The following is a 16,971-nucleotide window of genomic DNA, read 5'->3' as shown; positions in this document are numbered from 1 at the left end:
TTGCGGGTTACGGACGGGCCTGCGCGTTAGCGCGCGAAGCCCAGTTCCTTGAGGGCGGCCACCAGATCAATGCCCTTGGCTTTGGCGTGAGCCTGGGCTTCAGCGACCTGTTGGTCCTTGGTCTTTTCGCCCTGATCGGGCGGCGTGGCGCTGGGCTTGGCTGCAGTCGGCGCATCGCTGGCATGGGCACTGGCTGCAGCGGCGCGCTGGTTCTTTTCAGCGGCGAGCACGGACATGCTGGCATCAGCGGCGGTGGTCTTGCCGTCGAAGGCCAGGGTGGCGAGCAGCTTCTCGTGGCCGGGCAGGCCGTCGCCAACGGCCAGTACAGCCTGGATGCGGTCGCGCTCTTGCGTAGCGCCGAGGGTGGTGAACTCACCGCGCAACTGCGCGAAGAGTGGCGCGTGGTCCTGCTCGAAAGACGCACGCGTGATGGGAGCTTGGTTTTCACCGGGCATGGTGGGTTCCTTTTCACGGGTTGAGGTTGTGTCTTTGGGCGCGGCACCGGCGCTTGGGGACGGAAGGATCGCCGCAGCTTTGAACACGGCCTTGCGGCGCGCGGCAAATTGGGCGGGGTCTGTGGCCATCGCCTGCAGCAAGTCGTCGAGCGTGGAAACACCGTCCACGAGCCCAGCGTTTTGCGCCTGCTGACCACGGAACACGCGGCCATCGGCCATGTGCTCCAGGACTTGATCTGCCGAGACGCCACGGTTGGCGGCTACGGCGTCGACAAACAGCGTGTACACATAGTCCACATCGGCCTGCACCACGGCGCGGGCTTCGGCAGACAGCGGCTCGGCTGCATTGGCGAGGCGCTTGTATTTGCCTGCCGTTATGCTTTCAGTGCGGTAGCGAGACTGGGGGTCGTATTCACGGTCAACCACCACGCCAATGCTGCCCACAGTGACCATAGGGCCGCTGATGTAAATAGCGTTGGCGGCACTTCCTACCCAGTAGCCAGCGCTGCAGAGCTGGTTGTCGGTGTGTACAACCAGCGGCTTTTGCGATGCCGCCCAGAGCACTGCGTCGCCCATCTCGGGCACGCCCACCACGTTGCCGCCTGGCGTGTCGAGCGCAACGACGATGCCGCGTACGCGAGGATCTACAGCCGCGCTTTCGATCTGTTGGCTGGCGAGCTGGGTGCTGATGCCACCGCTGACGCGCATGAAGAGATTGGCCTTTGGCGACATGACGCCTGACAAGCGCAAAAGGGCTACGCCCCCGGGCTCCAGCGAGTAGTCCTGCTGTTCATGCGCCAGTGGACGCCCCAAGCGGGCTTCGATGGCTGCGATGTCGATCTTGTCGCCGCGCAGGTGCGTGGCATAGATGGACTGCAGCTCGCGCAGCATGTCGGGCTCAATGGCCCAGGCGCCGAGGATGAGGTCTCGCAAGGTCATGGGGTCACTTCCGTGTGGGCGACGCCGTGGGCGTGCTGCTGAGATTGCGGTTGACGTCGTTCACCGAGCGCTGCAGTTCTTTCACGTCGCCCTTGATCTCAGCCAAGGTGTCTTTGAGGCGCAAGTCCTGCTCACGCGTGCGCTCTACCACTGTCGCGGACTGCGACTCGATAAGCGTTACGCGCTTGTCGAGTGCGCTGTACGCAGAGAAGCCGGTGATCAGGAAGCCAACAAAAGTGAGCACGTGGCCGAGGTTGATGGTGGGGTCGAACGCCACGCGGCGACGATGGTGGGCTTCGACCAGGGGTGTGAAATCGCTGCTGCTCATTGGGCGTCTTCTTCGTTGGTAGGTGGTGCGTCAGGTGCAGGCTTGCCTTCGGGCTTTGGCGCGGGCTGCGGCGCAGCGGCCCCAGCCTTGGGCGTTGGGGCCATGCCGTCTTTGTTCAGGCGCTCGTGCTCCATCAGCTTTTGGGCGTAGGTGTCATTCCAGTCGCTGCCGAACAGCTCCCACTCGGCACGCTCGCCGGTGAGCAAGCGCGCTTCGATAGCGGCCACGTAGGCGGCCACTTCGTCCTTGGGGTTGATGCTGCCCATGCTGTCGCCGGGCCAGGCTGCACGCGTGTATGCCCAGCGCAGGATGGGGTCGCTGAAGAAGCCGAGGGCTGGCACGCGACCGATGGCGACGGCCTCGGCCATCCATGTCTCAAACACCGGCTGACAGAAGCTCTGCGAAAGCCAGTAGCGCACGCTGCGGAAGTAGACCCAGGCATCGAGCAGCGCGGCCTTGCTGGCGCTGTAGCTGGCGTTGAACTGCTTGACCAGCAGCTCATAGGGCAGGCCCAGAGCGATGCCCATCTGCTTGACAACAGCGTCGATGAAGGGGCCAAAGTTGGGGTTGGGGCGGCCGGGGTTGACCATCTTGGCCGTTTCACCCGGTGCCAGGCCCACCACGCTTCCCATACCCAGTCCGACGTCCTGTTGCTGCGCCACAGCGGCCTGACCGTCAAAAACGGGCGCGGCGTTGCCATTGGGCGTTTCGATGAATACGGTTAGGTAGGCCGTGATGACTGCGGCCATGATCTCGGCTTCGGTGTAGCGCGAGATCTGCTTGACGCAGTCGATGATAGGGGCCAGGTACGGCACACCGCGTGGCATGCCTGGCCGCAACTTGCGGAAGTGGTGCAGCATGCGGCGGCGGCCACTGCGGCCCAGGCGCTCTACCCACTGCCCGGCAAAAATGCTGCTGCCCGCTGCGGGCAGGTAGCTGCCGGGGTGCTGGTCGTAGAGGTGGTACGCCAGCGGTGCGCCGCTGGGGGTGAGCTTGACGCCGCCCGCCATGGTTGCTGTGTCCATCTGACCCAGCGGGTTGCCCACGCGCTCGGCCTCCAGCACCTGCAAGCGAAGGGCATAGGGCTGGGTGGCAGTGCGGTCGCCATCGGGCAGCAGGGTGAAGCAATCGCCGCTTTCCAGCGTAGCGCGCAACACCAAGGCCTGGAGCTGGTAAAAATTGAGTTGCTGCTCGATATCGCAGTCAGTGCTGTCAGCCCAGAGGCTGAACTCACGCTGTACCAGCGCTTTCCACTCGATGGCTTGCTCAGGCGTCCATCCCAGCACTTTCAGCGCGGGCTGCATGCTCAACGCCAGGCCCGTGCCGACCACGCGGTCGATGTTGGTGTTGATGGCCCCCACTGCAATGGGCGAGGTGCGCGCCAGTTCGCGCGACTGGGCGCGCTGCGTGGGCAGCTTGCGCAGAGTGTCGCTGCGGGCATCGCGGGCCACGGCGTTCCAGAAGCGGCGCGCGAAGCCGGGAGCGTTGCCGCCCGTGCTGTCGTCGGACGCTTGCACAGCGGTGGGATCTGGCAACGCCGACACAGCAGCAAGCTGCACGCGGGCCTGCACGCGTTTGGCCGCCCAGGCTGGCGCTACCGCTGCAATAGCGCGGTCAATTGGATGAACTCTCATGGCTTAGAAGGGACGCAGGCGAAACACGCGTCGGACTTGAGGATTGGCCGCCGTTTCGAGCTTGGCGATCTCGGAGTTGCACTCGCGAATGCCTGCCTGAACCGCATCCAGGTCCGCGCGGCGGTTACGGCGGGCGGTGCCGCCCTGCCCCACTGCATATTCCTGCGATTCAAGGATGCGCTTTTCGGAAGCGATGTAGCCAGCCAGGCGCTCGCGCCACTGCTCGATGGTGAGTGTGCTCATGCCCAAGACCCCCCGCGCGACTGCATTGCAGCCACAGCTTTTTCAAACTCAGGACGAAAGCGCTCCAGCGCCACACGTTGCACCACGCCAGAGAAGTCGAAGCGGCTGCTGTAGTTAGGAGCGTCCGAAGTGAAAACGAACAGCGCGCGAATGCGCTTGCCCTCGCGGCGCCAAATGCCGTCTGGGCGGTTGCCACCATTGGGCTTGCCGACGAACAGGTCGTTGGCGAGTTTGCTACCCCGGCCTGCACGTTGCCCCTTGGCCCCAACGCCACCCCGAATCCCCTTCAGGGAATTAAGGATGGTTCGTACCTCTGCGCCTTTAACGTTGCCGTTGGCGTCCAGTGACAAACCCGCCCCTGGCATAGCGTACTGATCGCCACGCAGCACACCGCTGTAACGCATGGCGTTTTCCATGCGCTTGTGGCCGCGAACGCCACCTTCCACTTCAGGCTGCAGGAACTTTTCTTGCGCCACGCCACTGCCGGTGCCTGTGTCCTTGACCATCACCCGGGCACTCAATGCGTCCTTGGTCGCTGGCTCAATGCGCAGCGAGTTGAGGGTGTAGGCCACAGGGCTGGAGAACACCCGGCGCATTTCTGCGGGCAGCTCGGTGCGTTGCGCGTACTGGGCACAGCGGGTGAGCGCCGTAGCGGCGGCATAGGGCACCATGCGGACAGGCACGCTGCGCATATCGGCGGCGATTTCTGCGAGCGTGGGGCCGCTGCGGCGGATGGTCAACATGGGTTTCTGAAACTCCAAAACAAAACCCCCGGCTCCTTGCGGAGACCGGGGGCGATACCACTTGCGCTTGCTGCGGTGGGGTGTTGGTAACAGGTGACGGACTTTTGAGACTTACCTGATTTAGGGTGAATTTTGGGCCATTTTGTCGGGTGCCGTCGAGCGCTAAAGTGTCGCCTCCACAGGCGACAAAAAAGCGCTTGACGCTCACTCCTCCAGTGCGCTACGTGCCGCCCGTGCGTGCTGCATGTTAGACAGCCGCCCTTCTTCTTCGGCCAGGATGTGCTTCGATGCTGCGTGTATGCGCTTGCGGAAGTCTCCCAGCACCGCATAGAAGTGCTGGCGCCCGATGCCAAGCGCTGCAGCCGCCGCCTTGATGGGGGCCACGCGGTGGATGTAGTACAGGTCAAACACCCGTTTGTCGAGCGCGTCGGGCTGGCAGGTGTAGGCAACGTGCAATGCGGCAAGTTCCGCACTGCAGATGGCGTCAGGCCCGCCCTGCTTGAGCGGGCGGGTGCGTGTGCCGCTGAGCTGGCCCAGCACACTGCCCATCGTGGGTGGCGGGCCGAACAGGCGGCGCGTGGCCTTCCAGTTAACCCACCGTTCGCACAGGTCATCGAGATCGCGCTGCTCCTCGCTCAGCTCGGGCGGCGCCTCGGGGCCGTGCTGCTGCGGCGCGGGGGCTGCAAGGCGCATGGCTTCGGTGTCGTAGTGGTTGTTGTCTGTCATGAAATCCCCCTTGAAAGAATACGGCGCCCCCCTGGTGGGGCGCGATTGATGATCGGCGCGGGTGCTGGTGCAGGGCTGGAAACAGGTGTGGGCGGCGGTTGTGCTGGCGCTTCGGCAGACCGTACAGACGTCTGGACGGTGGCTGCGACGGTCGCAACGGGTGCCGGGGGTGGCAATGCAGGCGCAGCAGGTGGCGCGAACAGATCGCCAGTGGGCGGGATGAGCTTGTCGCGCAGCCTCTGCCAGTCGAGTGCGCTCCACTTGTGCAGTCCCAGGCGGTAGGCAGTGGCAAGGTTGTAAACGGACAGGTCGAGCGGCTCATTACGGGCGCCGTTGGGTTTGATCCACTCACGCACGGCCCGCCCCTTGACGTGCCTTGTACGCGGCTGCTCCACCACGAGGCCTTCAAACCACTCTGTCGGCAGCTTGTCGTGAAAGTGCATTGCCCCTGGCCCTTCGACCAAGTGAAAGCGGTTGAACAGATGGTCCTTCGCCACATCAGTACCCACCATCCAGCGCTCTACCCCGCCCGGTCGCTTGGCGCCGCCCCAGTCGATGTCCACCTTGCTGGGCGAGTTGCTGATGATGGGCCTGTTGGGCCGTGGTGAGCCGCCAATCACCGTGCAGCCCAAGTGCGCGCGGGCGGCACCGTAGTTGTAAACGTCCTGCGTGTGGTGACCGCCCGCGTCAATGCTGTCGGCGCTGATCTTGATGGCGCGTCCACTGGCATGCAGCAATGGAGTGCGCCGGATTTCGTCCAGCCGCGCCCACACACTATTGGGGTCCTCGGGCGAATCCGAGGGCAGTCCAGGCAGCACGATGTAGTCGAGCACCCAGTGCTCCATGCCAGGGCCCCAGGCTTCGAGCTGCACCTCCAGTCGGGTATCTTGGGTGTCGGTTGCCATCGTGACCACCAGGGCCTGAGCAGGGATGACGCGGGGCGGGTTGGCTTCGGCCCGGTCCTGCAGTTGCTTGGCGGTGGTTGTAGATTCGCTGTTCTTGTAGCTCAAGCCCAGGCGGGTGTTGTAGAACACCATCATGCCGTCATGATCACCGCGTGCCAGTCGATTTTTTGCATTAGCGTATTGGCGAGCAAGGTCCAGCCAAGTGATGGCGCCCACGGGCATGTAGAACGCCGACATGGTGAAGCTAATAGTCGTACCATCGCCCTTCGACGTAGCCACCCAGCGCGCTAGGCCTCCGGCCTCCACGTCGCGCAGCATCATGGTCTTGTGGTGCTCATCAATCTCGCTACCGCATTCGGGGCACACAAACCAGGCGCGGTCCATGTAGCCTGTATCCGGGTCACGCTGGAAATGGAAGTTGGCAAGTTCCAGCACATGCAGGTGGCTGCAGTGCGGGCACGGCACGTGGTACTGCTCTTGCGTACCCATGGCAAACAACTCGTCGATCTTGCTAAAGCCTTCGGTCTTGGGGCTGCTGGTGTAGAAAAATTTGCAGTCATTGGCGTACTGCGTAGCGCGCGCCTCGGCTAGATCGACCGGATCGCCTTCGCCATCGACATTCAGCTCCATGCTGTCGATCTCGTCCCCGTAGATGTAGGGCGCAGAGACCTCGGCCAGATTGGCCGCAGAGCCCGAAGTGTTCATGTACAAGGTGGCGTCGCCGAGGAAGTCCTTGGCCTGCACGGTGTTGCGGCTGTCGCGGCTTTTGGCTGCAGCCACACGCTCGCGCAACTCGGGCACGTTGCGGATCATGGTGCTGACCCGGGCCGAGAACCGCTTGACCAGGGTGTCGGTGGGTTCCAGTGCCAGGATGTTGCGTGGCCTACGGTGCATCAGCGCGCCGATCCAGTTCAAAGCGGTCTGCGTCTTGAACATTTGCGAGGCCACCTTTGCCACCACCCGCTTGCAGGGATGACTGGGGGACAACACCTGATGCACACGCCGCGCCGGGTAGCTGCGGTCGAAGCGAAACGGCCCGGGCTGGGGGCCGCTCTTGGGCAAAACCATGAACTTCTCGGCCCATTCGTCCACGCGCAGCTCGGGGTCGGGGCGCGCTGCCTCGATGGCGGCGCGAATGACGAGTTCGTGACCGTCTGCCAGGTTCATGCGGCCTTCCTCATCGGAACCTTGCTGTTCCAGTTCGCTTCGATCACCGCACGCCCCAGAGGCGGTGGCACAGCGTTGCCACACATGCGAACCTGGGTGGACTTGCTGAAGACGCGCCCATCGTGGCCCCGGTCGATGATGTATGTCTTTGGAAAGCCGTTGGCGTTGTACAGCTCGCGGGGCGTGAGCATGCGCAATTGAATATCCACGATCACATAGGGCGTTCCCCGCAGCCAGACTGTCACCAGGGCGAGTCGATCCTTTGTGGTACTGGTAGCCATCGGTTCGCGCATGTCGCCCAGTTGCCCCCCCTGACCGTAGTAGCGGATCAGGAAAGCTGCGCAGCGCAGGGCGCCCTCTTCTGCCTCTGCTGACAGCGTGTACTCGATCAGCGCGTGGTGTTCCCCGCCCGCAGTCATTGTTGGAACAGGGTCGCGGGCGTCTTGTCCAACACAGTTCTGGCGCAGGGTGGCGAGGTGAGCTGTCACCACGCGCTGCTGCGATCCCGTGGCGGTGCTTGTGGAAAGGGGATCACGCGCATCGCGGGCCGGGGTGGCATTGAAGCCGCCATTGGCCTGCTCGACAAACGCAGTGACGGCGGCGAATTTTCCAGCCCCCACCACGGTGCCCAAGGGCTGGCGCGCATCGAGGGCGCGCGGCGCCTGGCCTTCGCGTTCGCCGTAGCCCATCTGCACCAGCGTGCCAAGGGCCACGGCCTGGCCGCCGCCGCTGGCAGTGACCGTGCCCACGGGGTCGCGCACACTCTTGTTGCCATGGCTCCAGCGGGGGGCATCGGGGGTTCCCTGGCCGTGGCCTGCTTGGACCATCACCGGGGCTACCACCGCATGCGACCCACCGCGCGGCCAGGCTGTGACGGTTGAGAGCGGGTCGCGGGCACTGGTGACACCATCGCGCGACCAGTTGGCGATCTGCACGATGAACGGGTCGGCGCTGTCCAGGACGTACCGCTTCATGCCGTGTGCGACCCGGCGCAGCGTGGCGTCGGCAAGCGGCTTGTCGCGCTCAAAGATGCTTTTGCCTGGGATGCTCCAGTCGATGCACTCAGCGGCAGAGCGCCAGCGCTTCTGACCCTTGGCTGGGTTCTTGAAGTGGGTCGGGTCGGGCCAGACGATTGGGGCACCGTCGCAGCGGGCCACCATGAACAGGCGGCTGCGGGTGGTGGGAGCGCCGTAGTCGGCAGCGCACAGCACACGGGCCTCGACAGCGTAGCCCAGGCGCTCCAGCGCCCGCACAAACGCACGCCAGGTGCGGCCCGCGTGCCGAGGGTCTGGCACCAGGTGCTGCTGCTGTACTGGCACGCGCTCCCCATCGGCGGCCACGGTGCCGTCGAGCTTCACAACCCGGCCCGTCTTCGGGCAGCGCTTGGCAATCAGCGGACCCCACTGGAGGATCTGCTTGACGTTCTCCAGCGTGATGATGCGCGGGCGCTTCACTCCAGCCCATCGCACCCCGATCCAGGCCAGGCCGCGCAGCTTTTTGCTGCGCGGCTGGCCGCCCCGGGCCTGACTGTGGTGGGTGCAATCGGGCGAGAGGTGCAACAACCCAACGGCGCGGCCCTTGGTAGCCCGGCGCGGACATACCTCGAACACATCCTTCCAGTGGTGCTCGGTCTGGGGATGATTGGCCGCGTGCATGCTGCAGGCGTCTTCATCGTGGTTGACGGCGATATCGACATGGCGACCAGTGGCCTGCTCGATGGCTTCGGACATTCCGCCGCCGCAGGCGAACTCATCGACCAGCAGCTCATCGTCCAGGCCCAGGATGAATTGAGGGTTCTGCATCAGGTAGTTTCCTTGTTGGGCAAAAGCGCAGCCATGCGGGCCTCGAAGCCCTCCAGCGCCTTGCGGGTTTCATCAACGATGACGTGCTCGATCTCACGGGAGTCGGCAAGTCCGATGCATCGAGGTGCGGCACGCTGGCCGATGACCATCACGGCATCGCGGAAGGCGCGCACCGCATCGAAGATGCCGCGCTGGACGTCAGCGCGCCCGACCAGCAAGCCTTGGTCTCTGAGGTTTGCGCGCACGGCCATTTCGGCGTCGGCCTTCTCGCGCATTGCTCGGTAGTCGGCATATCCCGGGCTTGCTGGCGCACCGGGCGCGGAATCCGGGCCGCTGGAGCGCGTTTCGCCATCGAGCAAGGGGGACCCGGCGTCAATTGCATCGCCCCCCGCCGTGCGCTTGCTATCGGCGCGGGCGCGGGTGTTCTTAGCCCACTGGATGTCCGCGACATCGGGGTCGATCTTCCCGTCGATGGTGCTGATTCGCCCCTCGGCGATAGCCTTGCGCACCGCCTTCTCATCGCACCCGCGATGCCGCGCATAGGCTGCCTTGCTCAAAAGCCGGACTGCCATCGGACTACGCCCCCGAAACCGGACTAAATCCCGGACTTTTCCCAGCGCCAACGACTAGCGCGCGCACGGGGGTCGAATTACCCCCACGGGGAAGTGCTCCGGGAGTACCTACTGGGGGGTGGGGCCCCACGGTGGTCTGGGCTTTCCAACCAGCAGCAGCCCGACCTTGCTTGAACCATTCCATTCCCATTTCCTTTTCCTTTCTTCTTTCAAAAAGAACAAACCGAGTTACGCGGTTATGCGCACGCGTAACACCACAACCCGCGCCACGCCTAGCGAGTTACGCGATTACGCGGTTACGCTGCACACGCACACACATGTATGCACGCACACATGCGCCCGCCTGCATGCCTGCACACATACGCACACGCATGTGTCGCGTAACTGCGTAATCGCGTAACTACCCGCGCCAGTGCTAGCTTTCAGCGTTACGCGCATGCGTAACCGTGTAACTCCGTGGGCGCTCATGCATCACCTCCATCTGCATCACTGCCATCGTGGGAGGGGGAGCCCGAGCCATAGCCGATGTACTTGCGCAGTGCAATTGCGAAGTCACTGACCGAGCTGCTGGCCCACTCCCCTTCCGTCATAGCTACGTCGTCAGGCCCGGCATCGGGCTTGCGCAGCACCGGCTCAGACACCAGCAGCATTCGGGTGGTCTTCTTCGCTTCGCCGGGCTTGGTGACGTTCATCGCCTTGGTACGGGCTTGCTTGCCCTGCCCCTCGGAGAACCGGGTCAGCGTGGGCGTGAACTGGTTGCGCTTGAATGGGTAGCGGTCACCCGTGCGCTGGCACCACTTCAGGTAGGCCGAATACGCCTGATCCACCGCACAGGCCTGGTAGGGCAGATCCAGCTCACCAGCAGACCATTCAGCCCAAAACTGCTCAGGGCTCTTGCGGTTGATCTCGATCAGCGCCACCTTCGCCGCAGTCATTGGGGCGGGCGAGTAAGGGTGGAAGCCATCCAGCGGGTATGTCAGCAGGAAGTGATAAAACGCCTCTGCGCCCCCGCTGTCACGCCACTCGCCCAGGCTGCGGTAGTACTCAGGGTCTTTGGCCCGGGGCGTGTACACCACCAGATAGCGCCGGTCAGAGTTGTCCAGTGCGAGCGGCTGCAGCTCATTCGAGAGGAACACGATATTCATCTGGTTCTTCTCTTCCCGCCGAGCCAGGTTCTTCGGGTTGATCTGCACCGTGGGCGAAGTGATCAGCGCCTTCAGCCGGTTCTTGTTGTGCACCAGCTCAGCGCGGCTTGACACCTCATCGCCCACAACAAACATCTTGCAGCTGCGCCAGTCGTTGAACTTGTCTTCCAGCTCATCCTGGCCGACCAGGGCGCCATACTTCCCGTAGATGTCCACCATGATGTCGAACAGGAGGTTCTTACCGGCGCCCTCATCCCCATGCATCACCACCGCTGTGCGCAGCTTGGCGCCGGGGTGCTGCAGGGGGTAAGCCAGCCAGCACAGCAGCCAATGCATGATCTCGTCGCACTCTGCCTCGTACTCTGCCGCGCGGCTGGTGAGATAGCGCACCAGGTCAAGGATCGGGTCCACATTGCCTTCTTTGGGCACCATGGCCATACCGTCGTAGAGATTGACGGTTGTCTCTGGGTCGCACTTCATAGTGGGGTCAAACACCACGTCATCCAGCCGCACAGTGCGCCGCCGTTCGCTGGTCTTCCACATGCGAACCATATCGGCGCCATGGGCGTGGCCCATGTTGGCGATCTTCATCTGCAGGCGCTCAGACCCGTCCCACACTGTGTCCGTGCCGTAGATCAGCACAAAGTGCTCGACCAGGTGGTTGAACTTCCCCCAGTCGATGGTCTTTTCCTTCTTGCGGCCCTGCACCGGCTTGCCATCGTCGCCAGCGTCATCTGGCGGCTCAGAATCGCCACCGAGGTCACCACCCCCATCCCCCGACATGCGCGCAGCTGCGCTACTTTGGGGGAGGGGGGGAGCGGGCGAGACAGGGCCTTCGGCCCCGGTTGCAGACGCGCTTTCACCGCCCTGCCCCTTGCCTGCGCCAAAGTCGACGCGAACGACAGAGCTATCGTGCGGCGCTTGCGCGCCGGGGGCAACGTGCGACTGCAATGCTTCGCTTGCAGTCGGTGCGGGCTCTACCGCCCCGCCCAGTGGCCCGCTGTCTGGCGTTGTCTCAGCCATAGCGCCTCGCCATCATCGTGACGACGCCAGACAGCTGCTTGCGCACAGCATCAAGGCCCTCGCGCGCCTGCAGATCGTTGAAGTCGGTGTCCTTTTCCTGCCGGGTCGCGTGCTTGAAGATGGGCCACACCAAATCTGCCCCCTCAACCTTGCGGGCCACAGCCCTTGCGGCATAACGGCCTGGGTTCGTCAACTCGCCCGACACCTTGTCACGGGTCATCCAGTCGTCGTCGGCCAGGATAAGGATGCGGGTGAAGGGGTACAGCTTGCGCAGCAACGGCACCACGTGCGCCAAGTTGCCAGCGTCCAGGGCCACAAACACCGGGTACTTGCCGTCGATAGCCGCCCGGGCCGTCAGCCCGGTGGCATACCCCTCCACCACCAACAGAAGCGGAGTCGCATCGGCATTGACTTCGCCCAGGCGCAGGCAGCATCCGGGCTTATCCATCCCCCGCTGATAAATCTTGGCCCCATCGGGCCGAATGAACTGGAGCGACCGCAGCGCCTCCTCACGGGGCAAGTCGTACCGCAGCAGCGGCACCAACACCGTGCCCGAGGGCAGGAACACCACTGTGTCATCCTCGCCCGGCTCACCCGTCCAGCGCAGCACAAAGGGCTCGGCCAGATAGCGGCAGGCCTCGCCCTTCACGCCCTTGCGCTCCAGGTAGGGCGAGTGGCCATCCTTCACACCCCGGCGCCACACATCAATAGCCTCTGCCATTGCGTTAGCAACCTCTGCCTTCCGCTCGGCTGCTGCCTTAGCGCGTTGCGCGCGCAGCTCCTCTGCCCGGCGTGCGCGCTCCTCGGGGGAGAGGGGCGCCCACTCGACATCAACCTTTTGCGAGGCCCCACCGTGCCGATAGGTGCCAAAGGTGCCAACGATGTACACCCCGCCGCCTTTGGCGCGGTCGCGCTCAAAGGTGTAGAGCTTGTACCAATCCTTGCCACCCTTGCCGCATGTCACGCTCTTCTTCGTGTTCAGCTTCAAGGGCAGATCGCGGCCCTGGCGCAGCTCGATACCAAACTGGGCCATCTGCAAGAGAACCTGCTGCTCGTTATCCACGCTCAAGCCATCCCCGCTTGCTTCAGCAGGGCCTGCAGCTGCTCCGCCACAGCAGGCAACTGTGACAACGCAGCCTCTTGGCGCCCGTCGCGGGGCTTGATGAACTTCTCCACCAAGTAATAGATGGGTACAAGATCGCCCGTGTGCGCCACATAGCGCTCCAGGTTGTCCACGCTGAAGTGCCGCGACGGATCGTCGCTGAGCTGCACGCTCAAATTGCTGGGCGCCTGGTCCAGATCGATGGACACGCGCTTGAGCCCGCGCTGGTACACGCCCGTGGCAATGCACTCGCGCAACGAGCCATAGCGGTCGCTGATGCCCGGCTCAAATGACAAAGTGAGCTGCTGCTCATTGCTGGCGGCGCCCGCTGGCAGGCGCTTGATAACTGCTGATTTCATCTGTTATCACCCGATATCACTGGTTATCAAATGGGGGCGTCAAAAATGGAGCCATGCCCCACACGAACCAACCCCAGGAAGAAAAAGCCGCCAGCCGCGCCACCCAAGGAGGGAGGAAGGAAGGAACGGAGAGCACAGCTACCGCTGAGAGCGGCCACGTGGCGGAAAATGACCCAGGGGCCGCTTACGCCCTTGAATCGAAAAGAACCATTGAAGGAATTGAAGGAACACATGAGCGCATCGAACGACAACACCCAGTCGCTGACAGCCGAAACAGCGAATGCCATCGTCAGCGCCCTCGGCGCGCTGGTCTTTGCAACCGTGCGCAGACTGCCGCCACAAGAGCAACAAGCGTTTGCCAAAGACTTGGCGGCAATGGCGAAGGCTGCCGAAAAGTCGGGCGAGACAGCCCTGGAAACCATCCTGATCGACCTGCACAAGGCTGCGGTGAAGGCCCCATAACGGCATCCACGTACCGGCACCGCGAGGCGCACCAGCCGGCGAAAGCATCCGCCAGTCGCTGCGCAACAGCGGCCTCGGTGCAACTGGCGCACTGCGCCAGGCGGCGGCGGGTGGTGCTACGCATGGGCGGCATCCTCCAGCACCTCGGCGTCCGCTCGCGCATAGACCTCGACCAGCTCAGGCCAGTTTTCATGCCAGTCGTCGGGGAAAAGGTCGCGGCGAGACACCTCGCCTTGCGTGAACGTCTCGATCTTGACGGCCAGCTTGTGGGGACATGGACGCTTGCCATCGGCAATCGCCCTCAAGAATGCAACCGATGCTTCGCAGCCCCTTGCCATGGCTGTAGCACGACCGCGTTCCGCGCTGAAATAGGCTTTGAGTTTGCTCATAGGGCTTGCAGTATAGCGTTGCTATTCGTTAAACGGCAAGCCATGCTATCCAATTGCATGAATAGCATTGCTGTCCATGGCTGAGAGCACGAAAGAAGTTGTCCCCGATCACATCCGAACTTCGGAGGGGGAAGCACTGCGCCGACTGATTGACGCCAGTGAGTTCAGCCAGCAGACGCTTGCCGCAGCGGCAGGGGTTGGCTCCAAAGGGTTCCTCTGGCAGATCGTCAGCGGCCACCGTCCGCTCAACCTTGAAGCCGCAGCCAAACTCGCCAAGGCACTGAAAGTGAAGATCGATGCCTTCAGCCCTCGCTTGGCCGACGTCGTCCGCGAGACCAGCTCGCTCGTCCTGCCCGCCAGCTATCTGCGGGAGCCAAACGGTGATTCACACGCCAACGCGCCCATACCGATCAGCCGCGCGACAGAAGCCCCAGCGCCACGCAGCGCATGGCCGTTCAGCAGCCTAACCCCAGCGGAATACGCAATCATCAGCCCCGAGTCACGGGCTGAAATCGACGCCATAGTCAGGGGCATGTACATCGAAGCCAGCAAGCGGGGAAAGATTCAAGGAGCCTGACACGACCTTCTGCTCAGATAATCCCTTTTCCAAAGTTTCATAGCCGTGGAGGGGCGAATGCAGAGGAAACATGAAAATCAAACAGGCAAAACACTGTTGATCATTGCCGTGTTGCTAGTGCTCGGTATCGGGCTCACGGTGTACAAAAACGAATCGCGCAAAGCTGCGACCACACAGCAGGCACAGCGCGAAGCCGACTTGAAGGCTCAACAAAACCGCGCCGACCAGGAGCGCGAAGCCCTCAAGAAAGCCGCAGAAGAGGCAAAGGCCAAGGACATCCTATCTACAGCACTCAAGAGTGCAGATGACGTGATGTCTCGATGGGACGATGCAGTCACCATTGCCACCAGCACATCGCGCATGTCTCTCTCAACCCCTATCGCTAATCTCCAAGCCATCAAGCGAGACGCAACGGCCCTCACCGTCCCGCCATGCTTGGCTGCGGGCAAGACCGAACTGATCAAGGGCATGGAACTCATGCTGGAGGGCTATCTAGATTTCATGGCAAATACAGGCAAGCTGGGCAACGTCATCGCGGCGTCGAAGTTTGACGAAGCAAAACCACACATCGACAACTACAAAGCCGCGAGAAGCGCCTGCCCAACACCTTAAACGCTCACATAGGATAGCGATGCTTGTCAATTGAGATAGCTTTGCTATACTGCCTCCACGCCCACCCCGGGCGATGGAGGTTTCATGTCATTCATCGGTACAGCTTGCAGCAGCCTCGCAAAGCAAGCCAACACACCCCGGCCACCCGCAGGCCAACCCTTCCCCGCCCACTACCAAGCGCACGGTCGCCTATACCGAGCCATCGTCTCGCTGCCCGATTCGATGTGCAAGCGCGACTGCCCGCTGCAAGAGCGCTGGGTTTTCTTCGACTGCCCTACAGGCAAGCGTCCAGACGTACACCTTGAGGCCCTGCTGGCCCTGGCCTGGAACATCGACACCACCAGCTGGTGCGATAGCGGCTTCATTCACAACATCACAGAGGCCCGCGAGCTGATCAAGCAGGGCGACGCGGACGATGACACCGCGCTGTTCGAGTGCGAATGGGGCTGCGAGGGCACCAAGCACGTGGCCCTGGCCGACGTGGACTTCTTCTGCACGCCCCGCGTGCGCGCACGGCTGGAGTTGGCGCTGCTGCAGGCTCATGTCGGCAAGGTGCTGGAAGGCAGTGCCGCATGACCGCCCAACGCCTCTCGCCAGCGATGCGCGCCATGCTGCGCAACATCATCACCCGCCAGCCCAGCATCCAGGGCCTGACCGGTGGCCCCCTCAAACATGCCGCTACCCGTCGAGCCCTGCAGACACGCGGGCTACTCGATCAAGAGCTGAAGGCGACAGCCTCAGGCCTTGCCGTTTTCGGAGCCCGAAACCCTGCCCCATACGTGGTGTGGCACCTCATCGGCCCCCAAGCGTGCGGCAAAACAAGGTACGCCCAGGCCTGCATCGCAGCCATCCAAAAGCTGGGCGGCGTGGGTACTCGCATGGAGACCTATGAATTTGAGGGCATCTTCGGGGGCAACCCCGAGCGCGTAGCCGAGGAGTGGCCGGGCCTGACGGTGCTGATGATCGAGAACAACATGACGCAGGCGGGCCGCACGCCACCCCACTACATGCTCGGTGATCGGATCATTGATCTGACCCACTACCTACACAACCGACGGCCCGGGATAGAGGGCATTCAAGTAAAGCTGCGACTCAACCAGCCCGGCTGGGATGAGCAGATGGTGCAAGTGCAAGCCAAGCACCAGTACTCGCCCGCTCAATATGGGGAGGCTGCACATGCGCAATAGCACCAGCGGCCAAGTCATCTACTTCACATCGGGCAGCGCCAACCCCTGCCCGAATCTGGGCGACAGACGCTTCTTCATCGTGAAGGTTGACGGCAAAGAGCACACGATGCTCAGCAGTAGCACCGGTGCAGTCATGGACAAAGCGTTCAGCCGCTTTCCCAACAACCGCAGCATCACAGCGGGGCCAAAACGATGAAGCGCCCCCAACAGTCCTCGACCACCATCATCACCTCGCCACAGCAGCGCAAGGTGATCGAAGAGCTTGAGCAAAAGCACCTGGAAGAAGGCGGCAGCATCTTCGCGCAGGTATTCCACGATGGGCTGCGCGTGAAGGTGCTCACCCCTACGCAAACCCAGGAGCTAAGCGCGGCGTTCAGCAAGGCCCTTGGCACACACGAAACGCGGCGCATTGTGCACTCGGTGTTCGACGCAGCAGGGGACAAGCCATGAGCGCCCCCATCCAGCTCATCCACCTGAAGCCACGCCGCGCCAACAAACGCGGCCTTCGCGTGGCCGTGCGCATATCCCTGGGTGCGCTGTGCCTGGCGCTGCTGGGCACCGCCGCTGGCGTCATCACCCGCATTGCCCTGGGGGTGTAGCC

General features: G+C 63.1%; 21 protein-coding genes. 8 read left to right on the top strand and 13 right to left on the bottom strand.

Annotated features, from left to right (window positions below):
• Positions 1-26: 26 nt before the first annotated feature.
• The 12 genes from CLU88_RS21555 to CLU88_RS21500 all read right to left on the bottom strand — a co-directional run bounded on the left by CLU88_RS21555 (position 27) and on the right by CLU88_RS21500 (position 13,143).
• Positions 27-1,394 (bottom strand): S49 family peptidase, encoded by a 1,368-nt coding sequence (locus CLU88_RS21555; RefSeq protein WP_099658356.1) that lies wholly within the window; start codon positions 1,392-1,394, stop codon positions 27-29.
• 4 nt (positions 1,395-1,398) lie between these two features.
• Positions 1,399-1,722: a hypothetical protein gene (locus CLU88_RS21550; RefSeq protein WP_099658355.1), complete on the bottom strand. Its 324-nt coding sequence runs from the start codon at positions 1,720-1,722 to the stop codon at positions 1,399-1,401.
• Positions 1,719-3,356 carry a phage portal protein gene (locus CLU88_RS21545; protein ID WP_099658354.1) on the bottom strand — a complete coding sequence of 546 codons (1,638 nt, stop codon included), beginning with the start codon at positions 3,354-3,356 and terminating at the stop codon, positions 1,719-1,721. Before CLU88_RS21545 ends, CLU88_RS21550 begins: the two co-directional genes overlap by 4 nt.
• A 3-nt stretch (positions 3,357-3,359) precedes the next feature.
• Positions 3,360-3,599: a hypothetical protein gene (locus CLU88_RS21540; protein WP_099658353.1), complete on the bottom strand. Its 240-nt coding sequence runs from the start codon at positions 3,597-3,599 to the stop codon at positions 3,360-3,362.
• Entirely contained in the window at positions 3,596-4,342 is a 747-nt protein-coding gene (locus CLU88_RS21535) for a hypothetical protein (protein ID WP_099658352.1), read from the bottom strand. The genes CLU88_RS21540 and CLU88_RS21535 overlap by 4 nt, the downstream gene beginning before the upstream one ends.
• A 204-nt stretch (positions 4,343-4,546) precedes the next feature.
• Positions 4,547-5,068, bottom strand: coding sequence for a hypothetical protein (locus tag CLU88_RS21530; protein WP_199173487.1), 522 nt, complete (start codon positions 5,066-5,068; stop codon positions 4,547-4,549).
• Positions 5,065-7,140: a phage terminase large subunit family protein gene (locus CLU88_RS21525; protein ID WP_099658351.1), complete on the bottom strand. Its 2,076-nt coding sequence runs from the start codon at positions 7,138-7,140 to the stop codon at positions 5,065-5,067. Before CLU88_RS21525 ends, CLU88_RS21530 begins: the two co-directional genes overlap by 4 nt.
• Positions 7,137-8,942 carry a DNA cytosine methyltransferase gene (locus CLU88_RS21520; RefSeq protein WP_099658350.1) on the bottom strand — a complete coding sequence of 602 codons (1,806 nt, stop codon included), beginning with the start codon at positions 8,940-8,942 and terminating at the stop codon, positions 7,137-7,139. The genes CLU88_RS21525 and CLU88_RS21520 overlap by 4 nt, the downstream gene beginning before the upstream one ends.
• A complete protein-coding gene (locus tag CLU88_RS21515) occupies positions 8,942-9,499 on the bottom strand; it encodes a hypothetical protein (RefSeq protein ID WP_143226062.1) in 558 nt (185 codons plus the stop codon). The genes CLU88_RS21520 and CLU88_RS21515 overlap by 1 nt, the downstream gene beginning before the upstream one ends.
• A gap of 479 nt (positions 9,500-9,978) precedes the next feature.
• Positions 9,979-11,682 carry a DUF5906 domain-containing protein gene (locus CLU88_RS21510; RefSeq protein WP_199173486.1) on the bottom strand — a complete coding sequence of 568 codons (1,704 nt, stop codon included), beginning with the start codon at positions 11,680-11,682 and terminating at the stop codon, positions 9,979-9,981.
• On the bottom strand, positions 11,675-12,745 hold the full coding sequence (locus CLU88_RS21505; protein ID WP_099658348.1) for a toprim domain-containing protein: 1,071 nt from the start codon (positions 12,743-12,745) through the stop codon (positions 11,675-11,677). The genes CLU88_RS21510 and CLU88_RS21505 overlap by 8 nt, the downstream gene beginning before the upstream one ends.
• 2 nt (positions 12,746-12,747) lie before the next feature.
• On the bottom strand, positions 12,748-13,143 hold the full coding sequence (locus CLU88_RS21500) for a hypothetical protein (RefSeq protein ID WP_099658347.1): 396 nt from the start codon (positions 13,141-13,143) through the stop codon (positions 12,748-12,750).
• 168 nt (positions 13,144-13,311) lie between these two features.
• Between CLU88_RS21500 and CLU88_RS21495 the strand changes: the two genes are divergently transcribed.
• Positions 13,312-13,605, top strand: a complete 294-nt coding sequence (locus tag CLU88_RS21495; protein WP_143226061.1) for a TPM domain-containing protein — start codon at positions 13,312-13,314, stop codon at positions 13,603-13,605.
• A gap of 116 nt (positions 13,606-13,721) precedes the next feature.
• Here CLU88_RS21495 and CLU88_RS21490 read toward each other — a convergent pair whose 3' ends face one another.
• The gene (locus CLU88_RS21490; protein WP_099658345.1) at positions 13,722-13,994 is read right to left on the bottom strand and encodes a YdaS family helix-turn-helix protein; all 273 of its coding nucleotides are present in this window, start codon (positions 13,992-13,994) and stop codon (positions 13,722-13,724) included.
• 76 nt (positions 13,995-14,070) lie between these two features.
• Between CLU88_RS21490 and CLU88_RS21485 the strand changes: the two genes are divergently transcribed.
• The 7 genes from CLU88_RS21485 to CLU88_RS23020 all read left to right on the top strand — a co-directional run bounded on the left by CLU88_RS21485 (position 14,071) and on the right by CLU88_RS23020 (position 16,969).
• The gene (locus tag CLU88_RS21485; protein ID WP_099658344.1) at positions 14,071-14,571 is read left to right on the top strand and encodes a hypothetical protein; all 501 of its coding nucleotides are present in this window, start codon (positions 14,071-14,073) and stop codon (positions 14,569-14,571) included.
• Positions 14,572-14,628: 57 nt separating this feature from the next.
• Positions 14,629-15,183 carry a hypothetical protein gene (locus CLU88_RS21480; protein WP_099658343.1) on the top strand — a complete coding sequence of 185 codons (555 nt, stop codon included), beginning with the start codon at positions 14,629-14,631 and terminating at the stop codon, positions 15,181-15,183.
• Between the two features lie 84 nt (positions 15,184-15,267).
• Positions 15,268-15,759: a hypothetical protein gene (locus CLU88_RS21475; RefSeq protein ID WP_143226060.1), complete on the top strand. Its 492-nt coding sequence runs from the start codon at positions 15,268-15,270 to the stop codon at positions 15,757-15,759.
• A complete protein-coding gene (locus CLU88_RS21470; RefSeq protein WP_099658341.1) occupies positions 15,756-16,370 on the top strand; it encodes a hypothetical protein in 615 nt (204 codons plus the stop codon). The genes CLU88_RS21475 and CLU88_RS21470 overlap by 4 nt, the downstream gene beginning before the upstream one ends.
• Entirely contained in the window at positions 16,360-16,566 is a 207-nt protein-coding gene (locus tag CLU88_RS21465) for a hypothetical protein (protein ID WP_099658340.1), read from the top strand. The genes CLU88_RS21470 and CLU88_RS21465 overlap by 11 nt, the downstream gene beginning before the upstream one ends.
• Positions 16,563-16,820, top strand: a complete 258-nt coding sequence (locus CLU88_RS21460; RefSeq protein ID WP_099658339.1) for a hypothetical protein — start codon at positions 16,563-16,565, stop codon at positions 16,818-16,820. Before CLU88_RS21465 ends, CLU88_RS21460 begins: the two co-directional genes overlap by 4 nt.
• Positions 16,817-16,969, top strand: coding sequence for a hypothetical protein (locus CLU88_RS23020; protein ID WP_158235624.1), 153 nt, complete (start codon positions 16,817-16,819; stop codon positions 16,967-16,969). Before CLU88_RS21460 ends, CLU88_RS23020 begins: the two co-directional genes overlap by 4 nt.
• Positions 16,970-16,971 lie beyond the last annotated feature (2 nt).

It is taken from the genome of Acidovorax sp. 56, from assembly GCF_002749705.1.
Classification (GTDB): domain Bacteria; phylum Pseudomonadota; class Gammaproteobacteria; order Burkholderiales; family Burkholderiaceae_C; genus Acidovorax.
Note: the sequence above shows the minus strand (reverse complement) of the source record. Positions and strands in the feature narration are given on the sequence as shown.